Source organism: Microvirga sp. P5_D2 (genome assembly GCF_054049475.1).
Genome location: NZ_JBFUMH010000071.1, coordinates 1 through 24,479, shown reverse-complemented (window position 1 = coordinate 24,479; position 24,479 = coordinate 1). Strand labels below are relative to the sequence as shown.

The following is a 24,479-nucleotide window of genomic DNA, read 5'->3' as shown; positions in this document are numbered from 1 at the left end:
CTTAACGAATGTGTTCGTGGTTGAACAACCGCTCTCAAATTCGATGGTTCCGATGCGGAAGGGACAACCTTTGCAAAAAGTTTGAAGAATAAAGTCTGCACCTATGAAATACCGGTGCGGCTTTCTTGTCGCACCCAAATAAATGTGGCGACTTTTTGTTTATGCGCATCTCGGGATATTTTGCTGCATTGCCAAATATTCAAGCAAAGGGCATGAAATATTTAAGAAGATCGGCTGCGCGGCCGATGCTTATTGAAAAGAGGCTGAGTCTCTCGCTTGCGACTTCAAGCATCCCACGCAAGCAAGCATCTCTCAATTCATCATTCGGATACGAACAATATTCTCAGCTCTGGTCCGTGCCGGCTCGATGGTGTCGTTTTGACTCGCCTATGAATTGTCTCGGGCTCGTTCCTCTCGCTTGGCACTTTGCAAGCCTTGCATCGCCATCGACGCGCCAAACGCCGGACACGCAAGGGAGATGATCAACGCCCGATCTCAGTGTATGAGCATCGGACCCCATGGTTGGATGAGAGGGCAGGATGACCTACGACGACAACAACGTGTTCGCGAAGATCCTCAAGGGGGAGCTTCCCTGTCACAAGATCTATGAGACCGATCAGGTCCTGGGCTTCATGGACATCATGCCCCGAGGCGAGGGCCACGTGCTGGTGATCCCGAAGACCAAGGCCCGCAACATTCTCGATGCGAAGCCCGAGGACGTCGCCGAACTCGCCAAGGCGGTCCAGATCGTGGCGCGCGGGGTCAAGCAGGCGTTTGCGGCCGATGGCGTGACCATCCAGCAATTCAACGAGAGCGCGGGCGGGCAGGTCGTGTTCCACCTGCATGTCCACATCATTCCCCGCTTCGAGGGCGTGGCACTCAAACCCCAGACCGGGCAGATGGAAGCCAACGACATCCTGGCGGACCACGCCGCCAAGATCAGGAGCGCACTGGGCACTTKAGCGAGAAGGGCGGCCTGCCAAGCTGCCCTTTCTTTTTAAGGAGCCCAGTCGAGGGAGCGGGCGACGGCCTTGTCCCATTCCGCGTTGAGCTGTGAGCGGCGCGAGGCTTCCATGGATGGAGTCCAACGCTTGTCGATGGCCCAGTTGCGAGCGAGCTCCTCCTTGCCGGTCCAGAAGCCGACGGCAAGACCGGCAGCATAGGCGGCGCCGAGAGCCGTCGTCTCGATCACCTTGGGGCGCACCACCGGCACATCGAGAATATCGGCCTGGAACTGCATCAGCAGCTCGTTCACGACCATGCCGCCGTCGGTGCGCAGGTCTTTGACCGCGATGCTGGTGTCCTTGACCATGGCCTCCAGCACCTCGCGGGTCTGGAAGGCGGTCGCTTCCAGGGCGGCGCGGGCGATATGGGCCTTGTTGGCATAGCGCGTCAGGCCGCCGATCAGGCCGCGGGCGTGGGAGTTCCAATGCGGGGCGTAGAGGCCTGAGAAGGCCGGTACGATGGTCACGCCGCCATTGTCCTCGACGCTGCGGGCGAGCGGCTCGATATCGGCGCTCGCCTGGATGATCCCGAGATTGTCGCGCAGCCATTGCACCAGGGCGCCCGCAATCGCGATGGAGCCCTCCAGGGCATAGACGGGCTTCTCGTTGCCGAACTTGTAGCCCAAAGTCGTCAGCAGGCCGCATTTGGACGGGTAGGGCGTCTCGCCGGTGTTCATGAGCATGAAGCAGCCGGTGCCGTAGGTGTTCTTGGCCTCGCCGGGCTGGAAGCAGGCCTGACCCACGAGGGCCGCCTGCTGGTCACCGAGGATGCCGGCAATCGGCACGCCGGCCAGATTGTCGGTGGCAACCCCATAGACCTCGCTCGACGAGAGGATCTTCGGCAGGCAGGCGCGGGGAATGTCGAAGAGTGCGAGGATCTCCTCATCCCAGTCCAGGGTCTTCAGGTTCATCAGCTGCGTGCGGCTGGCATTGGTCACATCGGTGATGTGGCAGCCATTGTCGGTGCTGCCGGTCAGGTTCCAGACGAGCCAGGTATCGATATTCCCGAACAGCACGTCGCCGGCTTCAGCCTTCTCCCGCGCGCCGGGCACGTTGTCGAGCAGCCACCGCAGCTTGAGGCCGGAGAAGTAACTCGCCAGCGGCAGGCCGGTCTTGGCCCGCAGGCGGTCATAGCCGCCGTCAGCCGCGAATTCCTCGACGATGGAATCGACACGGGTGTCCTGCCAGACCAACGCGTTGTGGAGCGGCTTGCCCGTGCGCTTGTCCCAGATCAGCGTGGTCTCGCGCTGGTTGGTGATGCCGATGGCGGCGAGATCCTGAGGCTTGAGGCCCTTCTTGTCCAAGGCCTCCAGAATAACGGCCTGCGTGTTGCGCCAGATCTCGAGGGGATCGTGTTCCACATGGCCGGGCTTGGGATAGATCTGCTCGTGCTCCTTCTGGCCGACGGAGACGATACTGCCGGCGCGGTCGAACACGATGAAGCGCGAACTGGTCGTGCCCTGGTCGATAGCGCCGACATACTGAGCCATGATCTTTCCCTTGAAACGTTCTTATTGCGCGGCGATGGAATCCGCTCTGCGCTTGGCAATATAGGCGTCGATCTTGGCCGGAGCGTCAACCGGCACATGCAGGCCGAGCTTCGACCGGCGCCAGAGGATGTCCTCGGCGCTGCGCGCCCATTCGCGGCGCATCAGGTAATCGACTTCCGCGCCCGTCAGGCCCGCACCGAAATCCTCGCCGAGATCGGCCATGGATTTCGCCGAGCCGAGCAACTCCTCGATACGCGTACCGTAGGCGCGGGCGAGGCGATGGGCCACCTGCTCCGGTAGGAAGGGCCAGCGCTCGCGCACGGTTGCGAAGAAGCGGTCGAAATCCGCATCCGGCATGTCGCCGCCCGGCATTTTCGCGTTTTCAGTCCATGACGGCTTCATGTTCGGGAAGATGGCCTTCAGCTCATCGAGCGCATGCTCGGCAAGCTTGCGGAAGGTCGTGATCTTGCCGCCGAAGATCGACAGCACCGGCGCCTTGCCTTCAGGCGCATCCATGTCGAACACGTAATCGCGGGTCACGGCGGAGGCGTTGGAGGAACCGTCGTCGAAGAGCGGGCGCACGCCGGAATAGGTCCACACCACGTCGGTGGGCGTGACCTGCTTCTTGAAGAAGTGGTTCACCACATTGCAGAGATACTGCACCTCGTCCGCGCTGATCTCGACCTTCTTGTCGGGCACGGATTCCACGGGGATATCCGTGGTGCCGATGAGGGTGAACTTCTCCTGATAGGGAATCGCGAACACGATGCGCTTGTCCGTGTTCTGCAGGATGAAGGCTTCCTTCGTATCGAAGAGCTTCGGCACCACGATGTGGCTGCCCTTCACGAGGCGCACGTTCTTCTTGGTGTTGAGGCCGAGCTTGGCATTGAGCACGTCGGCGACGAAGGGACCGCCCGCGTTGACGATCACCTTGGCGCTGACTTCCTGAGTCTGGCCAGTCTCGGTGTTCTGCAGCGTCGCCACCCAGATATCGCCCTCGCGGCGGGCGGAGGTGAGCTTGGTGCGCACGCGGATATCCGCGCCCTTCTCGAAGGCGTCGATGGCGTTCAGCGCGACCATGCGGCTGTCCTCGACCCAGCAATCGGAATAGACGAAGGCCGTGTCGAAACCGGGCTTAAGGGCCTGTCCGGCGGGATGGCGGGTGAGCTTGATGCCTTCCGTGCCCGGCAGCTTTTTGCGCGGGGCGAGGTGGTCGTAGAGGAACAGGCCGAGGCGCACGAACCAAGCCGGCCGGATACCCTTCTCGTGGGGCAGGATGAAGCGCAGCGGCCAGATGATGTGGGGTGCCGAATTGAGCAGGCGCTCGCGCTCGAACAGGGCCTCGCGGACGAGGCGGAACTCGTAATATTCCAGGTAGCGCAGGCCGCCATGGATCAGCTTCGTCGATGCGGAGGAGGTATAGCCCGCCAGATCACCCTGCTCGCACAGCACCACGGACAGGCCCCGGCCCACCGCATCGCGCGCGATGCCCGCGCCATTGATGCCGCCGCCAACGATGAGAAGATCAGTTACTGCCGTCACGGAACGCGTCTTTCTTCAAAAACCCAAGCAATTCTGTAGCCCAGCAAATGAGTTCTTTAGCCGTCTAACGCAAGCGAATTTTCAGGATTTTCACGATCCTTTTGAAACACTAGCACGGCTACGAAGAATCCCAGGGAGCAGAAGGACATGCCTAAGCACATGATCATGACCGAACCGTAACTGCCCGACCAAGCCCAGAGGGCGCCGAACAGAAACGGGGCCGTGGCCGTGGTAAGGCGGACCGGCATGGCGATCATGCCTTGGACCGTGCCGTAGCCTTCTCGCCCGAACAGCTCAGATGGAAGTAGGGCGCGGACGATGGTCATCATGCCATTCGAGGCACCGAACAGCACGGCAAAGATGGCGATCAGCCAGGACCCTGTGGGCGTGAGGGGCAGGGCCGCGAACGCGAGGAGCCCTAGGGTGAGCACCATGATGCCAAGACCCTTCATGCCGAAGGCGCGCTCCCCTGCGGCCATGGCGAGCCGCCCTACGACCTGCGCAGGGCCGATGATCGAGAAGGCGACGACCGCCATCTCCAGGCTGAATCCCCTCTCGATGAGGAGCGGGATCAGGTGGATCGGCAGCCCTGCGGCAATGACTCCTTGCAGAACCGAGGAGGCGACGAAGAACCAGAAGGAGGCTCTCCGGAGAACGCGACGTGCATTTGCCGGAGGAGGCTGACTGGGTCCCGTTTCCGCATGAAGCGGTTTCTTGGGCGGGGCGCTGGGGATCGTGATCGCATGCAGGGCTGCGCAAACGAAAATGTTGAAACCAGCGAGAACGAGGAGGGCACTCCTCCATCCCATTTGCTCGATGAGAAGATGAGTGAGAGGAATAAAGACCGTACTGGCGAAGCCTCCCACTAGGGTCATGAAGGTGATACCCCGGCGCGCCATGAAGCCAAGCCTGCGGGTCAGGACCGCGAAGCCAGGCTCGTAGAACACTGTGCTCATGGTGACGCCCATGCCGATCCAGATCAGGACGAAGGCGGCATAGCTCGCGACCCATGACCAGAGCATCAGAAGGAGTCCGGCAAGCAGAGACCCGCCTGTCATCACCGCGCGGCCATAGCCAAGGTCGATGAGCCGCCCGATTGGCACGGCACAGAAGGCAGAGGTTCCCAGGGCCAGGGAATAGGCCGCCATCAACTCCGACTTGCCCCAGCCAAGCTCCTGGCCCATCGGTTCGACGAACAGGGCGAAGGCGTAGAAGATCGTGCCGTAGGAGATCAAGACATTCAGCGAGAGAGCTGAGACGAAAGCCCAGGGCATGCGATCAGGGGAGGACATTGAATAGGTTCTGCTGACGTTTGTATCTTTATGTCACGCCCCGAGGTTGACGGATAGGCCTTTAGCCCTCATATGAACAGCACGGCGTCAGCGCTCGTTGAACGAGCCGCTTGAGCGGGACTGCGTGACGGATATTTGCCTCCCAGGTGAAAACCCCGGTCCCCTTCTTCAATCGCTTGCATCGCACGACGGCCCCATCACGCGGGTTGTCGCCCAGAGCCATGAAGCGTCCTAGCTTTTCAGCCGAACCTGCTTAGCGGCTCACCGCATCCGTTCGAAAGACGATACCACTTTGACACTCTTTACCGATTTCGGATTGGCCCAGCCGATCCTGAAGGCCTTGTCTGCTGAGGGCTATGAGAAGCCCACGCCGATCCAGGCCCAGACCATTCCCTATGCCATGGAAGGCCGCGACGTGTGCGGCATTGCGCAGACGGGCACCGGCAAGACGGCGGCCTTCGCGCTGCCGATCCTTCACCGCCTCGATGCGAACCCGAAGACGCGCAAGCCCAAGAGCCCGCGCGTACTCGTGCTCAGCCCGACCCGTGAGCTCGCCGGCCAGATCGCCGACAGCTTCCGCGTCTATGGCCGCAACCTGCGCCTCTCCACCGAAGTGGTGTTCGGCGGCGTCACCATCTCCCGCCAGGAGAAGGCAATCGCTCAGGGCGTCGACGTGCTCGTCGCCACGCCCGGCCGCCTGCTCGACCTCGTGGACCGCAGGGCGCTCAACCTGCGGGACATCGAGATCCTCGTCCTCGACGAGGCCGACCAGATGCTCGATCTCGGCTTCATCCATGCGTTGAAGCGCATCGTGACCATGCTGCCGAAGGAGCGCCAGAGCCTGTTCTTCTCGGCCACCATGCCGAAGACGATCTCGTCGCTGGCTGAATCATTCCTGCGCAACCCGGCCCATGTGGCGGTGACCCCTGTCGCCACCACCGCCGAGCGCGTGGAGCAGAGCGTCATGTTCGTGCAGACGGGCCGCAAGCAGGTTCTGCTCGAGACGCTCCTGCGCGATCCGTCCATCGACCGCGTGCTCGTCTTCACCCGCACCAAGCACGGCGCGGACAAGGTCGTGCGCGGCCTCGACAAGGCCGGCATCGTGGGTGCCGCCATTCACGGCAACAAGTCGCAGCCGCAGCGCGAGCGTGCGCTCGCCGGTTTCCGTGACGGTTCGTGCCGCGTGCTGGTTGCCACCGACATCGCCGCGCGCGGCATCGACGTCGAGGGCGTGTCTCACGTCATCAACTACGACCTGCCGAACGTGCCGGAATCCTACGTGCACCGCATCGGCCGCACGGCCCGCGCCGGTGCGACGGGCCTCGCGATCTCGTTCTGCAACGACGAGGAGAAGGCGTACCTGAAGGATATCGAGAAGCTGACGCGCCTGAAGGTGCCGGTCATGCCTCTGCCGGAAGGTCTGCCCGCTGCGTCTGCGGTGGTCGAAAGCGAGCGGCGCGAGCCGCAACGCGGTCGTCCCGCGCCGCATGCCCGCGGCCATCAGGGTCACGGCCAGTCGCGCAGTGCCGATCCCAATGCCGACAAGGGTCCCAAGCGCCGTCGCAGCCGTGGCGGCAAGCCCGGCGGTCAACAGCAGGGCAACGGACAGGCTGCCGGTCAGCAGCAGCGTCCCGCGCAGGGCCAGAAGCCCGCGCAAGGACAGCGTCCGGCACAGGGCCAGCGCGCAGCACAGGGCAAGCCCGCGCAGCGTTCAGAGGGACGCCGCGGTGATGGCGCCCAGGTGGCATGGCTCGATAAGGGCCCCCGCCGTCGCTGATGCAGACAGCACAAGAATGAAGAAGGCGCCCGAAAGGGCGCCTTTTTTGTTACGTGCTCTGGTCGGTGGAAAGGCTCAATAATTCCCGACATTGATGATGTTGCCGTCGGGGTCCTTGAACCATGTCACCCGCATGCGGCCGGAGACGTGGATGTCGCCTTCGAGAGTTGTGCCGGGCATGTCGTAATGCTCGAAGGTGACGCCCTTCGCCTTGAGGTCGGCGACAATAGCATCGAGGTCGTCGCCCACGGGCCATGTGACAGCGGTGGCTTGGTTAGTGCCCGCGAAGGTGGATTCATAAACAAGGATGGTTGAGGAGCCTGCGCGATAGGCTTGGACGCCCATCTCTTCACCTTCGACAGGTTCGAGGCCGAGCGTCTGCTCGTAGAAGGTTTTGGCTCGGGTGAGATTCTTCACCGGAACGGTCGCCAGAGCATCCTTGGTCGCAAGTTTTGTGCGGCTCATATCAACCTCCGTCAATGATAAGGATCGGCTGCGTCGCGCAATCCGTCGCCCATGAAGTTGAAGGCGAGGACCACGATGATCACCGGCACCATGGGGAAGAGCAGCCACGGATGCAGCTGCACGGCCGCTAGGTTTTGCGCTTCGTTAAGCAGCACGCCCCAGCTGGTGACTGGCGGGCGCAATCCCAATCCGAGGAAGGAGAGGGCGGTTTCACCGAGGATCATGGAGGGAATCGAGAGCGTCGCGGATGCGATGAGGTGGCTCATGAAGTTCGGGATCAGGTGGCGCGCGATGATGCGCTGCTTCGATGCGCCCATCAGCTCCGCCGCCTTCACGTAATCCTCTTCGCGCAGCGACAACAACTTCGATCGCACAGCACGGGCAAGGCCCGGCCAGTCGAGCAGACCGAGGATGATCGTGATCCCGAAGAAGATGAGGATCGGGCTCCAGTTGGCCGGCAGCGCCGCCGACAGGGCGAGCCACAGGGGCAGTTCCGGAATGGATCTCAGGATCTCGATGACGCGCTGGATCACGTGGTCCACCCATCCACCGAGATAGCCCGCAAGGCCGCCGAAGAAGAGTCCCAGCGTGAACGACACCGCGATGCCGATGATGCCGATGGTCAGCGAAATCCGAGCGCCGTAGATGATGCGCGAGAAGAGGTCGCGTCCCAGGCGGTCCGTGCCGAGAATGAACATCGTGCCGTTCTCAGGCGGGCAGAAGAGATGGACGTCCGAGTTGACGAGGCCCCAGAACTCGTAGGCATCGCCGCGGCAGAAGAAGCGGATCGGCTGCGGCTGGGATGTATCGACCGTATAGACGCGCCGGAACGTCTCCAGGTCGAAAGTGAATTGGTAGGGATACACGAAGGGGCCGACGAAGCGACCCTCGTGCATGAGATGGATGCCCTGTGGCGGCGCATAGAGGAAGTCGCCATGGCGCTTGGTCTGGTTGTAGGGCGCGATGATCTCGACGAAGGGAACCATCAGATAGAAGAACAGCAGGATGATGGCGGCGGCCAGCGCCACCTTGTGGCGGCGGAACTTCCACCACATGAGCTGCCAGGACGAGGCGCGGTAGAAGTCCTCGTTCTCGGTGCCGAGAGGCTCCATCGCGCCGGGGTCGAAGGGCAATGGGTCCACATAATGCTGCTTGAGCGGGGGAAGCGTGTTCATCGTGCGCCTCCCAGGCGAATGCGGGGATCGAGCCATGCCAGAAGGATATCCGAGACCAACATGCCGACGACGGTCAGCATCGCCACGAACATGAGAATGAAGCCGGCGAGATATTGGTCCTGGCTCTTCAGTGCGCCCAGCAGGATCGGGCCGACCGTGGGCAGGCTCAGCACCAGGGACACGAGCACCGAGCCCGAGACCAGATGCGGCAGGAGATTGCCGATATCGGCGATGAACGGGTTGAGCGACATGCGGAAGGGATATTTCAGCAGCGCCTTCGTCGGCTCCAGGCCCTTGGCTTTCGCGGTCACGTAATATTGCTTGCCCAGTTCATCGAGCAGGTTCGCGCGCATGCGCCGGATCATCGAGGCGGTGCCAGCGAGACCGATGACGATGGTGGGCACGATGAGGTGGGAGAGCAAGGATCTGATCTTGTCCCAGTTCCAGGGCTCGCCCGCGTATTGCGCGTCGTAGAGGCCGCCGATCGAAACCCCGAACCAGCGGTTCATGTAATAGAGCATGATCAGGCCGAGCAGGAAGCTCGGGGTCGCAAGCCCGATATAGCCGAGGAAGGTCGCCGCATAATCGCCGATGGAATATTGCCGCGTGGCCGAATAGATCGCGATGGGGATCGAGACCACATGGATGAAGATCACCACAGCGAGGTTCACGAGAAGCGTCAGCCAGAGCGCATCGCCCACCACCTCGATGACCGGCTTGTCGAACTCGAAGGACCAGCCCCAATCGCCCTGCAGAAGACCTGAGAAGCCGTTGGGGCCGGGCATCGCGCCGAGCCAGATGAGGTACTGCTCCCAGGCCGGGCGGTCGAGCCCGTATTGGCGCATGAGGAATTCCGCCTTCGCGATGGCGGCGCTGTCGCCCTGCGCGCGCAGCTCGAAGATCAGGTTCGACAGGAAGTCGCCCGGCGGCAACTTGATGATGAAAAAGATGAGGGCTGAGATGATCAGCAGGGTCACCGCCATGGTGACGAGGCGACGCAACAAGAAACGGATCATCTGCGGGCCTCTTTGCCGGGGGCTTTGTTCCAGTTCAGCTCATCGACCCGGTAGATGCCGAGCATCGAAGTCGGCTCCCAGGAATAGAGCGCTTTCGCAGGCAAGCCCTGGAGGCCGTTGCGCGTGACGATGGGTTGGAGCGCGCCTGCCACCGTGCCGATGATCCATTGGTTCTCGGCGTGGTTGCGCAGCATGTCGCGCCAGACCTGCTCCTGCACCTTCTTGTCGCTCGTGGACATCCAAGTGGAATAGAGATCCGCGAGGCGCTTAGCCTCCGGCATATCGATGGGATCGCCGTTCATGCCCTTGGTCTCGACATACTGCCCCCATTTCGGCCAGGCGTAATTATCCTGGCGCATGGGCGCGAATTCGGTCGGCGGCATGATGGCGGTGGGGATGGCATTGTCGAAGCCCGGCGCCGCTACCATGATGGTCAGGCCTGCGAAGGCGCGGTTGCGCAGCACGGTGCGGTCCTGCGGTTTCACGAAGAGCCGCACGCCGATCTCGCGCCAGAACTCGCCGATGAGCGTCAAGCCATCCACCACGAGGCTGCTCTCACCGTCCGTCTCGACGATGATCTCCAGCTCGCGCCCATCGGGCAGCAGGCGGATGCCCGCGCCGTTGCGCTTGGTCAGGCCAATCTCGTCAAGCAGGCGTGAGGCCTCGGCCGGATCGTAAGTGGCGTTGAGGGTGCGCAATTCCGGCGTGAACAGCGGGCTCTCCGAGACCACCGTGTTGTTGCCCTCTGTGCCGAGGCCGAAGAGCAGGGCGTTGTTCAGGGTGTTGCGGTCGATGCCGAGCGACAAGGCACGGCGGAAGCGGACATCGCGGTTGAGCTCACGCCAGACCGGATCGACGGCATTGAGGTTGGGGTAAAGCGCTAGCTCTGTGCCCCGGGCATAGGGCCAGAGCAGGGTCTTGTAGCCGTGGACCTTCTCGCCTTCCTTGAGCACCGGAGTGTCGCTCATGGAAAGGCCGCGGAACAGAAGATCCGTCTCGCCCGCATTGGCCTTGGCGGCGAAAAGGCCGGGGGCCGAAACATCCATGATGATGCGATCGACATAAGGAAGCTGGTGCCCGTGGTTGTCGATGCGGTGGTAATAGGGGTTACGCTCGAACACGAAGCGGTTGGCGGGCGCGGCATTGGTGATGCGCCAGGGCATGAGAGTGGGCAGATCGGGATTGGTCTGCTCCTTCATGTCGTCCAGGCGGTTGTGAAGTGCTGACCAGGATTTCAGCTTCTGCTGCTTCGCCTTCTCGTCGAGGGCCGCCTTGTCGGCGTATTTCGCGTGGAACTGCTTGAGGTATTTCGAAGCCCTGTAAATCGCTGGATCGAGCGCTCCTGCCAGCTGCGGCAGGAAACGCGGATTGGGCTTATCCCAGGTGAAGCGCACATTGCGCTCGTCGATGACCTCGAAGCGCGGAGGCTCCCCGTCCACCAGCATGAATTCCGGCGGGCCAGCGGGTGCGAGATCCTTGTTCTTCGCCACGTCCTCCCAGTAGTAACGGAAATCCTCCGCCGTGAAGGGAGTGCCGTCCGACCAGCGATGGCCTTCTCGCAGGGTGAAGGTGAAGACCCGGTCGTCCTGGCTGTCGAACTTTTCCAGCAGGTCAGGCTGAAGCTGGAGATTGCGGTCGTAGCCCACGAGGCGCGTATAGGCGAAGGTCGAGATGTAGCGGATGTCGCGGGCGCGAGGCACGAGAGTCACGATATCCCCGCCGGGTTTCCCATTGGTGTTCACCACAAGCGGCGTCGAGGGGACCCGCTCGGCCACCGGAGGCAGCTTCTTCTCCGCCTTCTCGAAGAAGGGCGTTTCCTGCATCGTCTGTGCGAGAAGCGGCAGGGGAAGCAGGCTTGCCAGGGTGGCAATGACGAAAGACCTCGTCCTCAATGAGTGCAGCATCACGCAGCCTCCTGTGCGGTCAGGCGCCCCAGGCGAATTTTATGGCCCGGCTCGATTTCCTTCATGACGCCAAACTCGCCTTCCGGAATGCGGAAGGGCTCGGGCCATTCCGATGGGTTCGAGAAACGGTCCGCCCGCAGCTTCGCGAAATCGAGCGGGCGGTCGATATCTGGGTCCGGCACGGCGGCGAGAAGCGCCTGCGTATAGGGATGGACCGGATTGCGGAAGAGGGAGGATTTCGGCGCTTCCTCGACGATATAGCCCCGGCACATCACGGCGATGGTATCGGCGATGTAATCCACGACCGCGAGATTGTGCGAGACGAAGAGATAGGACAGGCCGAGAGCCGATTGCAGGTCTTTGAGCAGGTTCAGCACCTGCGCCTGCACCGACACGTCGAGCGCCGAAACCGGCTCATCGCAGATCAGCACGCGCGGTTCGAGCGCCAGCGCGCGGGCGATGCCGAGGCGCTGCCTCTGGCCGCCGGAGAAGGAATGCGGATAGCGGCGCAAGGCACGCTGATCGAGGCCGACCAGATCGAGCAGCTGCTTGACGCGATGATAGCGCGCGTCGGGTGTCCCGATGTCGTGAATGCGCAGCGGCTCGGTCAGCAACTCGTAGACCGTCATGCGCGGATTGAGCGACGAGAACGGGTCCTGAAAGATGAACTGCACGGAACGGCGGTAATTCGTCAGCTCCTCGCCTTCGAGCTGATGCACATCCTTCGGCCCGGTGCCGTCATCGAACAGCACGCGTCCGGCATTGGGCTGGAGCGCGCGCATGATCATCTTCGACACGGTGGTCTTTCCGCATCCGGACTCGCCCACGAGGCCCAGCGTCGTGCCGGCAGGCAGGGCGAGATCGACCTCGTTTACCGCGTGGACGATGCGGCTCTTGCCGGAGGAGAACCAGCCGGAGCGGAGCGTGAAGCATTTAGTCAGGCCCTCGACCTTGAGGATGGGGCCTTTAGGCTGGAGCCGGTCGGGCGCATGGACCCTTGCAAGCTCCGCGCTCGTCACCTCGCGGATCGGCGTGAGCCGTTCGCCCTCGGCCATGGCGAAACGCGGAACGGCACGCATGAGAGCCTTGAGATAATCATGCTGCGCATTGCGGAAGATCGACTCCCGAGGGCCGGATTCCATCACCCGTCCGCGATACATCACTACCACGTCGTCGGCGACGTTCGCGACAACGCCGAGATCGTGCGTGATGAGAAGAACCGACATGCCGGTCTCGGCCTGCAATTCCTTGATCAGGTCGAGGATCTGCGCCTGTGTCGTCACGTCGAGCGCCGTCGTCGGCTCGTCGGCGATCAGCAGGGCAGGGCGGGTGATCAACGCCATGGCGATCATCGCGCGCTGGCGCAGACCGCCGGACAGCTCGAAGGGATAGGTGCGAAGCGCCCGCTTGGGATCGGGGAAGCCGACGCGGGCCAGCACCTCCATGGTGCGTTGGCGGGCCGTGGCCTTGTCCACGTCGGCATGGATGAGCAGCGCCTCGGAAATCTGATCGCCGATGGTGTGGAGCGGCGACAGCGAGGTCATCGGCTCCTGGAAGATCATGGCGATGCGCCCGCCGCGCAGGGCGTGCATGGCATCGCTTTCGGGCTTGAGCGCAGCGATGTCGATGGCCTCGTCACGCAAAGGGTCGTTGAAGTGGATCGAGCCGCCAGTGATCTTGGCCTTCTTGGACAGGATTTGGAGGATGGCCTGGGCGGTTACCGACTTGCCGGAGCCGGACTCGCCCACCAGCGCCACCGTCCTGCCTTTCGGGATATCGAATGACAGGCCATCGACCGCCCGGAAGTCTCCGGTGTCGGTATGGAAATCGACCGTCAGCTGACGGATCGACAGGAGCGGCGCTTCCATAAACTCCTCYGTATACAAAGTCATAACGCATCAAGCCACGGCTGTGATCCTGTTTCCACCTGAAAACACGATATCGGGCCGTAGAACGGGAATCGCCTGCGCGGCGAGGCGCAGCATCAGGGCCTCGCAAAACGCCCAGATGACATCGTCGTGCACCAGATGATGTGTGAGGAAGCCGATCGGTTCCTCCGGGTCGGCATTTCCTGCGGCTCGCCGCTCGATGGACCCGGCCAAGCTCGCGATGATCAGGGCTGGGTCGAGAAGGCTGCGCGTGCCGTGCCAGTCGATGGGGTCCACATGACTATTGACCTGAAGGAGGCCCTCAGTGGGATAAGCGGTTTTGCGGTTCGTGAACGTGGAGAGACCTTGGAACCCGGCGCGGACCAACTCCGGGAGGAGATGTGTCGCAACTCTGTTCCAGGGCGGCACGAAGATTGGCAGCAGCTTGTCGCCTAGCCGTTCCCGCGCATGCCGAAAGGCTTGCTCCGCTTCCCTCGCCATGATCTCGACAGGCCGATGCGCTCCGAACTCCGCCTTCTTTTCTCCAGCCGGCGCATGGTTCGCATGGGACCAGCCATGCACGAGGCCGAAAGCCTGTTCCTCGGCTTGCAGGCGCTCCGCCAGCGAGGCTTCGATTTTTTCTGGAATGACCGCTAGGGCGATGCCTGCATCCGCACGACGGCTGAGGGAGAGCAGGCGGTCGAGGGCAGGGGTATCGGCAACCGCATCGTCGTCCCGCCACCAGAGCTGGACAGGATATCCCCTTGACCGGGCGCGGCTAAGCGCCTGATCGAGAGGAGACCAATCGAAACTCTGGTGCAGTGCGGGGGCAGCGTGCAAAAGGCTCTCAGCGATGGCGACGCTCTGTCGAGCGCCATTGAGAGCGAAGGATGCAGGCTCGGATGGGTGGCGCGATACAGCTTCGCGTATAGCCTCGACGAGTTTGGAGGGCGAAAGCTCGTCCTCGGAGACGATCGCGGCGAGCCCTAAGGCCTTCAGCTGCTCGGCTCGTAAACGCTGCTCGGTCTCATGGCCAGCCTCGAACGGTACGAGCACCGACTGCACGCCCGTTCTCAGGAGATCCACGACGGTGTTGTATCCAGCCTGACTGATCGAGACTTCGGCCTGTGCGAGGAGCGCCCGAAAATCGGGGCGGGCCCGCTCGACGGTGACGTGCGAAGGAGCCTCGCGACGAAGCGCCTGGAAATCCTCTTCCGCCACGCCTCGCCCGATCAGGACGCGCCAGGATTTTTCGGAGATCTCCCGCGCCGCAACGAGGGCGGCGCGATAAAGGGGCAGGCTCGCGGCGCTCGACCCGCCAGAGACCAGAATGCCTTCACGCGATCCTACTGCTATGGGGTTCGGGTTTTCGTCCACATAGCCCGTGTAGCGGATGAGATCGCGAATGCTGTCATCGACCGGCCAAGTGGCCTCCAGCGGCACGAGCTGCGGATCGCCGTGAACGAGGATCGCATCGTAGCTCTCGCGAATGCGCGCATGGGTTTCCGCGATGCGCTCCGCCTTCGAGGGCGAGGCGAGGATATCGCGAATGGAGCAAAGAATAAGCGGGCGAGGATTTAAGGCTCGCGCTTCCGCAAGGAGCGCCTCGAACTCACCCGCCAGCACGCGGCGGCCGAAGGGGTAGAGCTCGGTGATGACGATGTCGGGCCGGGACGCATGGAGCGTCTGGAGCAGGAGATCGCGGCGCTCGCTCAGATAGGCTCCGTCGATGGGAGAGCCGCTTGCATCCAGCAGCGTCTTGAAATCGGTGCCGATGATACGCACGGGCGGCAACTGCACGAAACGGATCGTGCCGAGGTCGGCGGGCTTGGTCGGGCCGCCGCCTGAAACCAGCGTCGTCTCATGTCCCGCTTGAGCGAAGGCACGCGCAAGGGATGCGGCCCTCGTGAGGTGGCCCGCTCCCAGAAGATGCGTGACGACGATCAGGACGCGCAAGCTTTGTCTCCTCCCGCGAGAGTGAAGCGTGTGAGGGTTTCGCGCAAGCGCCGGGCGGCGCCATCGAGATTGCGCTCTTCCCGCACGAAGCGTTGTGCATTGCGTCCAAGACTTTGAAGCTGCTGACGGTCGCCTAAGACACCCCGCATCGCACGTGCGAAAGCCGCCACGTCCCCGGGTGTTGTCAGCACGCCAGTCTCGCCATGCCTCACGACGCTTGCAACACCGCCGAAATTTCCTGCGATCACCGGACAGCCGAACAACTGCGCCTCCAGAAGCACCATGCCATAAGCTTCGTTCACGGCGGGCCAGACGAAGAGATCCGCCTGATCGTAAAGTTGCGCCAGCTCGGCCTTGCTTTCGATCTGCCCATGCCAGCGCACGCGATTTCCGAGGGAGGCGAAGAGGCTTTCGATTTCTCCACGCGCCTCGCCGTCGCCGACAATGTCGAGCGACCAGGGCAGATCGGCTATTTGTGTCAGCGCATCAGCGAGAATGCGGTAGGAGGCGAGCTTGTCGCCGTTACGCATCATCGCGACGGTCAGAAGGCGCACCTCGTCGGAGGAATTATTGGAGGCTTCAGGCCATTCCTCGGTATCCATGAAGGGCGGCAGAGATATGAGGGCCTGACGCGAGGACTTCGCGGCTTCAAGTGCCGGCGCATCGTTCGCCGTCATCATGAGGATCGCATCGGCTTGGTCGAGCGCCGCTTCCGCGCCCTTATGACTGATCGCCCAAGGGCCTTGCGCGCGCTTCGATGCCCGCGATCCCTCGGCGATGACATAGGGAATGCTCAGCGCTTGGCTAACGTGCGGGCCGATCCAATCCGGGGCCTTGTAGTAGACGTGATAGGTGAACCAGAGGCAGGGGCGGTTCGTCTCGGGAAGGCTTTTGTAATGCTCGATGAAGCGGGAGGCTTCGTCCAGCGATTGTTGCCTCAAGGTCTCCTGATTCGTAGGGTCGCCAGACTTGTCCAATGTCCGCAACTCGCTTGCCAGCAATGGCGGAAAGCCTGCGCGGTCGAGCGCCTTCATCAGCAGGCGCGCCATTGTCCTGTCGCCCGAGGGCAGGGAATGGTTCGGGCTTTTCAGCGGGGCATAGAACGCAACGGGCTTGCGAGTGCTCACACCGGCTCCGGCTGTTTCGCGTTTGTTTGCGTCATCGTRCGCAGGCGGCTTTCCAGGAGGTCGATTCCGCCATCCATGGAAAAGTCGTGGCGCAGGCGAAGATAGGCGGCATCGCCCAAAGCTTTCCGCTGCTCGGGATCACGCGCGAGAAGGTTGAGCGCGTTCGACAACGCTTCCCAATCGCCGGGCGCGACAAGCTCGCCCTCGACCTTGTCGCGGATGAATTCGGGGATGCCGGCGAAATCCGTCGCGATGATGGGAAGTGATTGGCTCGCCGCTTCCATGATCACGTTCGGCAACCCGTCGCGATCACCGGATGACGCTTTCTTGGAGGGCAGCACGAAGATGTCCGCTTCGCGCAAAAGCGCGATGATGTCGGGCTGGGCTTTCGAGCCGAGGAAGATCACCTTGTCGGCAATGCCCGCCTGCTGCGCCTGGGATTTGAGGCTGCTCAGCAACTCGCCGCCGCCGATATGGGCGAAGCGCCAGTGCAGATCCTGAGGCAGGGCGGCCAGGGCCTGAAGCAGATCGCTGTAGCCCTTCTTCGCCACAGCGCGTCCGACGGAGACGATCCGCACAGGGTCCATCGGGTTCGAGCCGTTGCGCACAGAACGGTTTTCGGGCGGCGTAGGAAAGCGCGAAAGATCGAGGCCGTGATAGACCAGCGAGACGCGTTCAGGTGAGGAAAGCGCTTGCAGATTCTCCGCGCCGTGCGCCGTGCAGGTGACGCCCCAGAGGGCTTCCTGCATCTTCTCGCGCTTCTCCCAATCCGGCGTCGTCCAGATGTCCTTCGCATGGGCCGAGAAGGTCCATGTGCGTCCGGTCAGAAGTGCTGTGTAGCGCACGACGGATGCGGGCGTGTGGAGGTAATGCACATGGATATGCCCCACTTCCTCCGGCAGCTCGCGCGCCATCGCGAAAGCCTGCCCCAGACGGCGGATGCGGTTGGCCGAAAAATCGCGTTTCAGGTCACGCCAGAAGGCGCTGATCGTTTTGCCAAAACCCTTCTGACCGAGGCACCAGAATGCGCCCTTGAGCACGCGGATCGGCTCTTCGTAGAGATATTCCGGCAGATACGTCACCCGCGCCTTGATCTTCTTGTTCATCGGATGAACGGCGCGCTCCGTCGGGTGGCGGAGCGACCAGATTTCAAGCTCCAGCCCGCGGGCTTCGAGCGCCAGGAGTTCTTGGGCAATGAACGTCTCTGACAGGCGCGGGTAGCCTTTCACGACGACGGCGATGCGCCGGGCTGCGGAGTTAGGAAGCATGGATGACGTTACTCGGCCGCCTGATTGTAGGCGGCAACATAGGAAATGGCGGGCTCGACCAGAGCCTTAAGCCGCTCCTGCACCCGGTCAAGTCCGTCCAGCATGCCGGGGATTACCACCTCGGATGGGCGCGGCTGCGTGGACAGGGCTCGCAGGGCCTTCGCCATCCGCTCCGGTGTGCGCGGTTCCTCGTAGTCGCTGAGCATGCTGACCAGCCCGAGCCGCTCGGCCTCGACGGCGCGGATATACTGCTCGAGACGCGGCTTCGTGCGCGGCACGATCAAGGTGCGCTTGTCGAAGGACAAAGCCTCGCAGAACGTGTTGTAGCCGCCCATGGCCACAATGGCGTCGGCCTTCTTCATGAGCCATTCGATCTTGTTGTCGAAGGACATGACATCGAGCTTCGGTTGCTTGGCAATGCGCTCCACGAAAGCGCGGCGCGTATCGCGGTCGATGAACGGGCCGAAGAGGATCAGTGCGGGCTGCTCCAATGTTGGATCGGCCTCATAGGCCGAGATCACCCAATCGATGAGATCGTCCCCATCACCGCCGCCGCCCGTGGTCACGAGAATGAAGGGCTGCTTAGTGATTTTGGGATACTTCGTCAGCGACGGCGTCGGCGGCACGTCGCGGCGCAGGTAACCCGTATACGTGATCCGCTTTTCCACCTCAGACGGCAGGTCCAGGGCTTTGAGCGGCTGATAAACATCCTTCAGGCCATAGACCCAGACCTCGTCGTAGTAGCGGGCGAGCGCCTCCTTTGCGCCTTTGCGCTCCCATTCGGGAACGAGGAGCGCAGGCTCGTCCATCACGTCGCGGATGCCGAGCACGAGGCGGCAGCCGGTGGCCTGCAGGTAATCGAGAGCCGGCAGAACCTCGCCGCGAAACCCGGTGGGCTCCTTGTCGACGATGAACACGTCCGGCTGGAAGGCTTTTGCGGTTTGGAGGATCAGCGCCTGGCGCAGGCCCACGGCTTCATCCAGCTCCAAATTGAGGTTGAGGCTGCGGTAATCGCCGTCGGGCAGCTTCGTGACGCCCGGAATGCGAATATAGTCGACGCCGCTCCCGAACTCGAAATTGCCGATCACGGGCGAACCCGAGATGATGACGACGGACGCGTCGGGACGCTCTTCGACGATGGCATTGGCAATCGCCCGGGACCGGCGCAGGTGGCCGAGACCGAACGTGTCGTGGCTATAGATGAGAACGCGCGCACCGAGGGGGTGGCGCGGCGGAGCCAAAGAGAGGTCCGCCCTGAGGTCCGTGACCGCGTCTGCCATGCAGCCGTCCCTTGATTGGGAGATAGGGAGTCGAATTGACGTTTCGTCAGTTGACGTTAGGACACCTATCTCTACCCTTGCAATAGCCCCACTCGTCAAACTATGGCGGCGCCCCAAATCGGAAAGAGGGACCTCTGGCGATTATGATGATGGCACCGGCGTAGTAATGGATAAGAGCCTCTTTCGATACATTTGGGCCCATTCGAAGCGCGACCAGATTTTCATCTGTTTCGTGGTGCTGCTGTCGCAGCCATTCTACTTTATTTCCTTGGATTTACCTCGCCAGATCGTGAACCAGGCCATCCAGGGCGAGGCCTTCCGGGAAGGCAATGCGACGGCCACCTTCCTGAAGCTCGGGATCAACCTGCCGAACTGGCTGGGTGGCGGGTCGTTTCCGATTTTCGAGGGATTCCAGCTGGGGCGCCTGGGCCTCCTTTTGGGGTTATCCACGCTTTTTCTGTTCTTCGTGGTCATCAACAACGGCTTTAAGTACTGGGTCAATATTTCAAAAGGCATCCTGGGCGAGCGCATGCTCCGGCGCATGCGGTTCGATCTGTTCGCCATGGTCCTGCGCTTCACGCCCGACGCCCTGCGCACGGTCAAATCGTCGGAGACCGCGACCATTATCAAGGACGAGGTGGAGCCTATCGGCGGCTTCATCGGCGATGCCTTCATCACGCCGGTCCTCTTAGGCCTCCAGGCCACGACTGCCCTGTTCTTCATCATGGTACAGAATGTCTGGCTCGGGCTGATGGCGCTCGGCGTGATCGGTCTGCAATTCACCATCATTCCCCGCCTGCGCCGCGAACTCCTGCGCCTCGGCAAGGAACGCCAGCTTGCCTCTCGCGAACTGGCAGGGCGCATTGGCGAGGTGCTCGACGGCATCGAGGTCGTGCATGTGCACAATGCGTATGCCTGGGAGCGGGCGGAGATCGGCAACCGCCTCTTCAGCCTCTTCAGCATCCGACTGAAGATCTACAATCGCAAATTCGCGGTGAAATTCCTCAATAACTTCCTGTCCCAGGTCACGCCGTTMCTGTTCTACGCGGTGGGCGGCTATTTCGCCCTGCGCGGCACGCTCGATATCGGTCAGCTCGTGGCCGTGATCGGCGCCTATCGCGAGCTGCCGCCGCCCTTGAAGGAGCTGATCGACTGGGATCAGCAGCGCCTCGACGTGCAGGTGAAGTACGATCAGGTGACCCAGCATTTCGCTGAGGAGAGGCTGGCGCCCCTTCTCGCCGCGCCCAAGGAGGACAAGGAGGCCGATCAGCCCCTCGTCGGCGAACTCGTGGCCGAGGATCTGCGCGTGGCCGGTCCCCATGGCGACATGATCATCGACGGCGGATCCTTCTCCCTGAACCTGCCGACCCATGCGGCGCTGATTGCCGAGGGCGGCGCGGCGGCGAGCCTCACGGCGCGAATTCTGGCGCGCCGCATCCAGGGCTTCAGCGGGCAGGTGCGCATCGGCGAGCGCGATCTCATGCAGTTGCCCACATCCGTGACCGGCCGCAGGATCGCCTATGCGGGCATCGACCCGATCCTGTTTCCAGGCACCATCCGCGACAACCTCATCTATGGCCTGCGCTTCAGGCCCGTCGCCAAGAGCGAAGAGGACAAGCGGGAGGCCGCCAAGCGCCTCGCCGAAGCCGCGAGAACCGGCAATCCTTACGAGAGCATCGCCGATCAATGGATCGACTACGACAGGATCGGGGTGAAGGATGAGCACGAACTCGACCGCCTGCTCGTGAACATTCTGAACGAGGTGGAGATGGGCGATTCCATCTACCTGTTCGGCCTTGCGGGGCGGATCAATCCGGAGGGGCACGAGACACTGGCTGAGCGGCTCGTCGAGGCGCGCAACCGTCTAAGGCAGACCTTCGAGTCGAACGGCATGACCGACCTCGTCGAGTTCTTCGATCCCGAGCGTTACAACGAGCAGGGGACGGTCGCCGAAAACCTGCTGTTCGGCGTGCCGGTCTCGCCCGAGTTCATGGGGCGTAACCTCGCGGACAACCCGCAGTTCAGAAGCGCCATCGACGAGGCCGGGCTCACCGACGATCTCATCGAGATGGGCCTGCAGATCGCCGAGACCATGACGGAAATCTTCCAGGGATTGCCGCCGGGCCATTCCTTGTTCGCACAATTCTCCTTCATCGGCGCCGAGGAACTGCCGGAGTTCGAAGCCCTCCTGCGCCGCCGGGCGAGGGGAGCGACCAATTGGAAGCGGGAGGATCGGACACGCCTTCTCTCGTTGCCCCTGGCCTATATCGAGTCCAGGCACCGTTTGGGCCTTCTCACCACGGAGCTGAGGCAGCGGATCGTCGTAGCCCGTGGCCTCGTGCGGGAGACCCTGGAGAAGGGCTTCTCGACGGGGGTCGAGTTCCTGGACGTCGAGAAGATCATCGCAGCGGCGCCTTTGCGGGACAACTTGCTCTTCGGCCGGGTCAACTATCAGGTCGCCGATGCAAGGCACCGGGTGTCGGAAGCGGTCGCGACCGTGATCCGCGAGCTCGACCTCTTGGAGGACGTGGAGCGCATCGGCCTCGATCACGAGGTCGGCACGGCGGGCCGCCTCCTGTCGCCGCAAGAGCGGGCGAGCGTCAATCTCGTCCGCTGCCTGGTGAAGAATCCTGATATCCTCATCATCGACGGGGCGCTTGCCCCCTTCGACGAGGAGCGCAGCCGCAGGATCGTTCTGAAGCTTATCGAACATCTCGACCAACAAAGCCTGTTCATGGTTCTGCCGAATGATCGACAGGCCGGCGGTTTCGATGTTCAGATGCGCTTCAAGAATGGACTAATTGTCACAGAGAAGACGGCCGAACCGCGTAAAGGCGAAACGAAGCCTGAGCCGGAGGCCGCCCAGAGCGTAACAGGAGAGGTGGCATGACCCTTGAGACCGAGGTTCAGTCCCTGAGGCAGGTACCGATGTTCCGGGATATCGACCCGGCGCGGTTGAAGCTTCTGGCCTTCACGAGCGAGCGCGTTCAGTTCGCGAACGGGCAGCGGTTCTTTTCGCAAGGCGACCCCTCGGACGCGGCCTATGTGCTCCTCGATGGGCGGGCGAACGTGCTTCTCGACACGCCGAACGGGGAAATCAAGGTCGCCGAGCTTGGGAACAACGCCCTTGTGGGCGAAATGGGCATCCTTTCCGATACCCCCCGTTCCGCCACCATCATGGCCTCGGAGCCGACCACGGCGCTTCGAATCGACAAGCGGGTTTTCCTCGAATTGCTGGCCCAATTCCCGCAGATGTCCCTCGCCGTGATGCGCGAATTGGCGCAGCGCCTGGAGCGCACGAACGCCCAGCTGGTAGCGCAATCCTCCTCGTAATGGATTAAGTTTTCCCCGCTTTAAGGTGGGGAAAACAGGTCACAGTGAACGATTAATTTACCCTGTTATGGTCAAGCTGACCGATTCTGGACACATCTTCCCGTCAACCCTTGTCCCACAATGACACAAGGGAAGGTTCGGCAACCAAGCCGGACCATGCGGGAACTAAGTGATGCCGAGTAACGCGAGAACGCTGCTATGCGCTGTGCCGCAACCTGTTGCGACCATGCGTAAAGGCGGTCGCAGCCGCCACATGGTTCGTCTGGCCCTCGGTTTGGGCTTGATGGTGGGGTTCCAGGGCATGACGGCGGGTCCAGCCGCCGTCGCGACCCTGCCCACCGCCATGCTGGCGAACAACGTCTCGGCACCGAAATCTCAAATCGTCACGACGCCCATCGTTGCATCAGCTGCCTTCACGCCGGAGCTGTCCAAGGCTCCGGGCCTCTTCCAGGCCATCCTCGAGGGCGCGTTCTCCTTCCGGAAGCCCAAGGAGAAGACTCCGCCGCCGGAACTCGAAGCCTCCGGCAATCCCGACGAAATCATCCCCTTCAACGGCCGCAACATCCCCCGCTGGCTGGTCCATTCCATCCTCAAGGCCGCCCATGTGACTGGCGTCGATCCGGTCTACATGATGACCCTGGCCGATGTGGAATCGAGCCTCTCGCCCGACGCCAAAGCGCCGACCTCGTCAGCCAAGGGCCTGTTCCAGTTCATCGACCGCACCTGGCTCGAGATCGTCCAGCTCCACGCGGCCGATTACGGCTTCACGGCCGCCGCCGATGCTATTCGGACGGTCAACGGCGACCCTGCCGTCTCCGACAAGGATCGCGAGTGGGTCATGAACCTGCGCACCGATCCGTATTTCTCGGCACTCATGGCAGGTGAGCTGATCAAGGACGTGGAGCGCGCCCTTTTCACCCAGGGTGAGCGCGAGCTGGCCGAGGCCGAGCTCTACCTCGCCCACTTCCTAGGGGCGACCAGCGCCGTGCGCTTCCTGGAGGCTCTCGACCAGGATCCGGACATGAAGGCCTCCAAGCTCTTCCCGAAGGCGGCAAAAGCCAATTCGGGCCTGTTCACGGAAGGCAAGGGCCGCAAGCGCCGTTCGGTGAGTGTCGCGGAACTCTACAACAAGATCGATTCCAAGATCGTGCGCCGCCTCGACCGCTACGAGGGCATCGGCCCCTATCTCGCGGAAGTCACCGCCCGCACAGCCGAGCCGACCGAGACCAGCGCCATCGTGCAGTGATCAGAACGCCTTGAACGTGATGATCGTGTGCGTGTCCGCGATCTCCGGGATGATCTGGACGTTCTGGGCGATGAAGTGGCCGATATCGACGCCGTCATCCACGTGGAACTTGGCGAGAATGTCGTAATTACCCGCCGTCGAGTAGATCTCGGATGCGATCTCGCGGTCGGCGAGGGCGTTCGCGACGGCATAGGTCTTGCCGAGCTTGCACTTGATCTCGACGAAGAAGGTCTGCATGGGGCGCTCCAATCGGCGGCTTAAGGGCTAATCGTTCAGAAACGTATGGCACGGGGCAGCGCCCACGTGAACATCCCTGGATGAGCGGGCGTCAGGAACGCCCGATGCTCACATAGTGGAAGCCGTGGTGGCGCATGTCCTCGGGGCGATAGACATTGCGCAGGTCCACCACCACCGGCGCCGCCAGCGCCACCTTCAGCCGCTTGAGATCGAGCGCCCGGAACATGTCCCACTCGGTCACGATCACCAACGCATCCGCATCGCGGGCGCAGTCATAGGCGTCCCGGGCGTAGTCCACATCGGTGAGCATGGCGCTGGCGGCAGTCATGCCCTCGGGGTCGTAGGCCCGCACCCGCGCCCCGGCATCCTGCAGCGCCGTGATCACGTCGATCGAGGGCGCCTCGCGCATGTCGTCGGTGTTGGGCTTGAAGGTCARCCCCAGCACCGCGATGGTCTTGCCCCGCACCGCGCCGCCGCAGGCCGCGATCACCTTGCGGCC

Annotated in this window: 19 protein-coding genes; 5 read left to right on the top strand and 14 right to left on the bottom strand. The window is 62.5% G+C overall.

Features of this window, described 5'->3' with window-relative positions; translation table 11 throughout:
- Nucleotides 1-539: 539 nt before the first annotated feature.
- On the top strand, nt 540-1,001 hold the full coding sequence (locus ACXJKO_RS17790; RefSeq protein ID WP_457092424.1) for an HIT family protein: 462 nt from the start codon (nt 540-542) through the stop codon (nt 999-1,001).
- Here ACXJKO_RS17790 and glpK read toward each other — a convergent pair.
- The 3 genes from glpK to ACXJKO_RS17775 are packed head-to-tail and all read right to left on the bottom strand — an operon-like array spanning nt 998 to nt 5,328.
- Nucleotides 998-2,494 carry a glycerol kinase GlpK gene (gene glpK / locus ACXJKO_RS17785; RefSeq protein ID WP_457092423.1) on the bottom strand — a complete coding sequence of 499 codons (1,497 nt, stop codon included), beginning with the start codon at nt 2,492-2,494 and terminating at the stop codon, nt 998-1,000. The two genes, ACXJKO_RS17790 and glpK, sit on opposite strands and share 4 nt — an antisense overlap.
- Nucleotides 2,495-2,515: 21 nt before the next feature.
- A complete protein-coding gene (locus ACXJKO_RS17780; RefSeq protein WP_457092422.1) occupies nt 2,516-4,036 on the bottom strand; it encodes a glycerol-3-phosphate dehydrogenase in 1,521 nt (506 codons plus the stop codon).
- Between the two features lie 56 nt (nt 4,037-4,092).
- Nucleotides 4,093-5,328, bottom strand: a complete 1,236-nt coding sequence (locus ACXJKO_RS17775; RefSeq protein WP_457092421.1) for an MFS transporter — start codon at nt 5,326-5,328, stop codon at nt 4,093-4,095.
- A 292-nt stretch (nt 5,329-5,620) separates the two neighbouring features.
- Between ACXJKO_RS17775 and ACXJKO_RS17770 the strand changes: the two genes are divergently transcribed.
- Nucleotides 5,621-7,105, top strand: a complete 1,485-nt coding sequence (locus ACXJKO_RS17770; RefSeq protein ID WP_457092420.1) for a DEAD/DEAH box helicase — start codon at nt 5,621-5,623, stop codon at nt 7,103-7,105.
- Between the two features lie 75 nt (nt 7,106-7,180).
- On the opposite strand, the gene ACXJKO_RS17765 is transcribed toward ACXJKO_RS17770, so the two are convergent.
- The 9 genes from ACXJKO_RS17765 to ACXJKO_RS17725 are packed head-to-tail and all read right to left on the bottom strand — an operon-like array spanning nt 7,181 to nt 19,164.
- The gene (locus ACXJKO_RS17765; protein WP_457092419.1) at nt 7,181-7,570 is read right to left on the bottom strand and encodes a VOC family protein; all 390 of its coding nucleotides are present in this window, start codon (nt 7,568-7,570) and stop codon (nt 7,181-7,183) included.
- An 11-nt stretch (nt 7,571-7,581) separates the two neighbouring features.
- Complete coding sequence (locus tag ACXJKO_RS17760; RefSeq protein ID WP_457092418.1) at nt 7,582-8,745, bottom strand: ABC transporter permease; 1,164 nt, start codon at nt 8,743-8,745, stop codon at nt 7,582-7,584.
- Nucleotides 8,742-9,761 carry an ABC transporter permease gene (locus ACXJKO_RS17755; protein WP_457092417.1) on the bottom strand — a complete coding sequence of 340 codons (1,020 nt, stop codon included), beginning with the start codon at nt 9,759-9,761 and terminating at the stop codon, nt 8,742-8,744. The genes ACXJKO_RS17760 and ACXJKO_RS17755 overlap by 4 nt, the downstream gene beginning before the upstream one ends.
- The gene (locus tag ACXJKO_RS17750; RefSeq protein ID WP_457092416.1) at nt 9,758-11,665 is read right to left on the bottom strand and encodes an ABC transporter substrate-binding protein; all 1,908 of its coding nucleotides are present in this window, start codon (nt 11,663-11,665) and stop codon (nt 9,758-9,760) included. Before ACXJKO_RS17750 ends, ACXJKO_RS17755 begins: the two co-directional genes overlap by 4 nt.
- Nucleotides 11,665-13,533: an ABC transporter ATP-binding protein gene (locus ACXJKO_RS17745; protein WP_457092415.1), complete on the bottom strand. Its 1,869-nt coding sequence runs from the start codon at nt 13,531-13,533 to the stop codon at nt 11,665-11,667. Before ACXJKO_RS17745 ends, ACXJKO_RS17750 begins: the two co-directional genes overlap by 1 nt.
- 30 nt (nt 13,534-13,563) lie before the next feature.
- Nucleotides 13,564-15,489, bottom strand: coding sequence for a glycosyltransferase (locus ACXJKO_RS17740; protein WP_457092414.1), 1,926 nt, complete (start codon nt 15,487-15,489; stop codon nt 13,564-13,566).
- Nucleotides 15,477-16,616 carry a glycosyltransferase family 4 protein gene (locus ACXJKO_RS17735; protein ID WP_457092413.1) on the bottom strand — a complete coding sequence of 380 codons (1,140 nt, stop codon included), beginning with the start codon at nt 16,614-16,616 and terminating at the stop codon, nt 15,477-15,479. Before ACXJKO_RS17735 ends, ACXJKO_RS17740 begins: the two co-directional genes overlap by 13 nt.
- Nucleotides 16,613-17,884, bottom strand: a complete 1,272-nt coding sequence (locus ACXJKO_RS17730; protein WP_457092412.1) for a glycosyltransferase family 4 protein — start codon at nt 17,882-17,884, stop codon at nt 16,613-16,615. The genes ACXJKO_RS17735 and ACXJKO_RS17730 overlap by 4 nt, the downstream gene beginning before the upstream one ends.
- An 8-nt stretch (nt 17,885-17,892) precedes the next feature.
- Nucleotides 17,893-19,164 carry a glycosyltransferase family protein gene (locus ACXJKO_RS17725; protein WP_457092411.1) on the bottom strand — a complete coding sequence of 424 codons (1,272 nt, stop codon included), beginning with the start codon at nt 19,162-19,164 and terminating at the stop codon, nt 17,893-17,895.
- 166 nt (nt 19,165-19,330) lie between these two features.
- Between ACXJKO_RS17725 and ACXJKO_RS17720 the strand changes: the two genes are divergently transcribed.
- The 3 genes from ACXJKO_RS17720 to ACXJKO_RS17710 all read left to right on the top strand — a co-directional run bounded on the left by ACXJKO_RS17720 (nt 19,331) and on the right by ACXJKO_RS17710 (nt 23,743).
- A complete protein-coding gene (locus ACXJKO_RS17720) occupies nt 19,331-22,054 on the top strand; it encodes an ABC transporter transmembrane domain-containing protein (protein ID WP_457092410.1) in 2,724 nt (907 codons plus the stop codon).
- Entirely contained in the window at nt 22,051-22,497 is a 447-nt protein-coding gene (locus tag ACXJKO_RS17715; protein WP_457092409.1) for a Crp/Fnr family transcriptional regulator, read from the top strand. The genes ACXJKO_RS17720 and ACXJKO_RS17715 overlap by 4 nt, the downstream gene beginning before the upstream one ends.
- Nucleotides 22,498-22,750: 253 nt before the next feature.
- Nucleotides 22,751-23,743 (top strand): transglycosylase SLT domain-containing protein, encoded by a 993-nt coding sequence (locus ACXJKO_RS17710; RefSeq protein WP_457092408.1) that lies wholly within the window; start codon nt 22,751-22,753, stop codon nt 23,741-23,743.
- Here ACXJKO_RS17710 and ACXJKO_RS17705 read toward each other — a convergent pair whose 3' ends face one another.
- Both ACXJKO_RS17705 and ACXJKO_RS17700 read right to left on the bottom strand, forming a co-directional pair.
- Nucleotides 23,744-23,980, bottom strand: coding sequence for an Lrp/AsnC ligand binding domain-containing protein (locus ACXJKO_RS17705; RefSeq protein ID WP_457092407.1), 237 nt, complete (start codon nt 23,978-23,980; stop codon nt 23,744-23,746).
- Between the two features lie 91 nt (nt 23,981-24,071).
- The coding region (locus ACXJKO_RS17700) for a UDP binding domain-containing protein (RefSeq protein ID WP_457092406.1) at nt 24,072-24,479 on the bottom strand (408 nt) is incomplete at its 5' end.

What these genes read in the sequence shown, in the direction of transcription:
- ACXJKO_RS17760 (WP_457092418.1), bottom strand. Translation starts at nt 8,745, where the DNA reads ATGAACACGCTTCCCCCGCTCAAGCAGCATTATGTGGACCCATTGCCC.
- glpK (WP_457092423.1), bottom strand. Translation starts at nt 2,494, where the DNA reads ATGGCTCAGTATGTCGGCGCTATCGACCAGGGCACGACCAGTTCGCGC.
- ACXJKO_RS17725 (WP_457092411.1), bottom strand. Translation starts at nt 19,164, where the DNA reads ATGGCAGACGCGGTCACGGACCTCAGGGCGGACCTCTCTTTGGCTCCG.
- ACXJKO_RS17765 (WP_457092419.1), bottom strand. Translation starts at nt 7,570, where the DNA reads ATGAGCCGCACAAAACTTGCGACCAAGGATGCTCTGGCGACCGTTCCG.
- ACXJKO_RS17745 (WP_457092415.1), bottom strand. Translation starts at nt 13,533, where the DNA reads ATGGAAGCGCCGCTCCTGTCGATCCGTCAGCTGACGGTCGATTTCCAT.
- ACXJKO_RS17775 (WP_457092421.1), bottom strand. Translation starts at nt 5,328, where the DNA reads ATGTCCTCCCCTGATCGCATGCCCTGGGCTTTCGTCTCAGCTCTCTCG.
- ACXJKO_RS17750 (WP_457092416.1), bottom strand. Translation starts at nt 11,665, where the DNA reads ATGCTGCACTCATTGAGGACGAGGTCTTTCGTCATTGCCACCCTGGCA.
- ACXJKO_RS17755 (WP_457092417.1), bottom strand. Translation starts at nt 9,761, where the DNA reads ATGATCCGTTTCTTGTTGCGTCGCCTCGTCACCATGGCGGTGACCCTG.
- ACXJKO_RS17710 (WP_457092408.1), top strand. Translation starts at nt 22,751, where the DNA reads ATGGTTCGTCTGGCCCTCGGTTTGGGCTTGATGGTGGGGTTCCAGGGC.
- ACXJKO_RS17715 (WP_457092409.1), top strand. Translation starts at nt 22,051, where the DNA reads ATGACCCTTGAGACCGAGGTTCAGTCCCTGAGGCAGGTACCGATGTTC.
- ACXJKO_RS17705 (WP_457092407.1), bottom strand. Translation starts at nt 23,980, where the DNA reads ATGCAGACCTTCTTCGTCGAGATCAAGTGCAAGCTCGGCAAGACCTAT.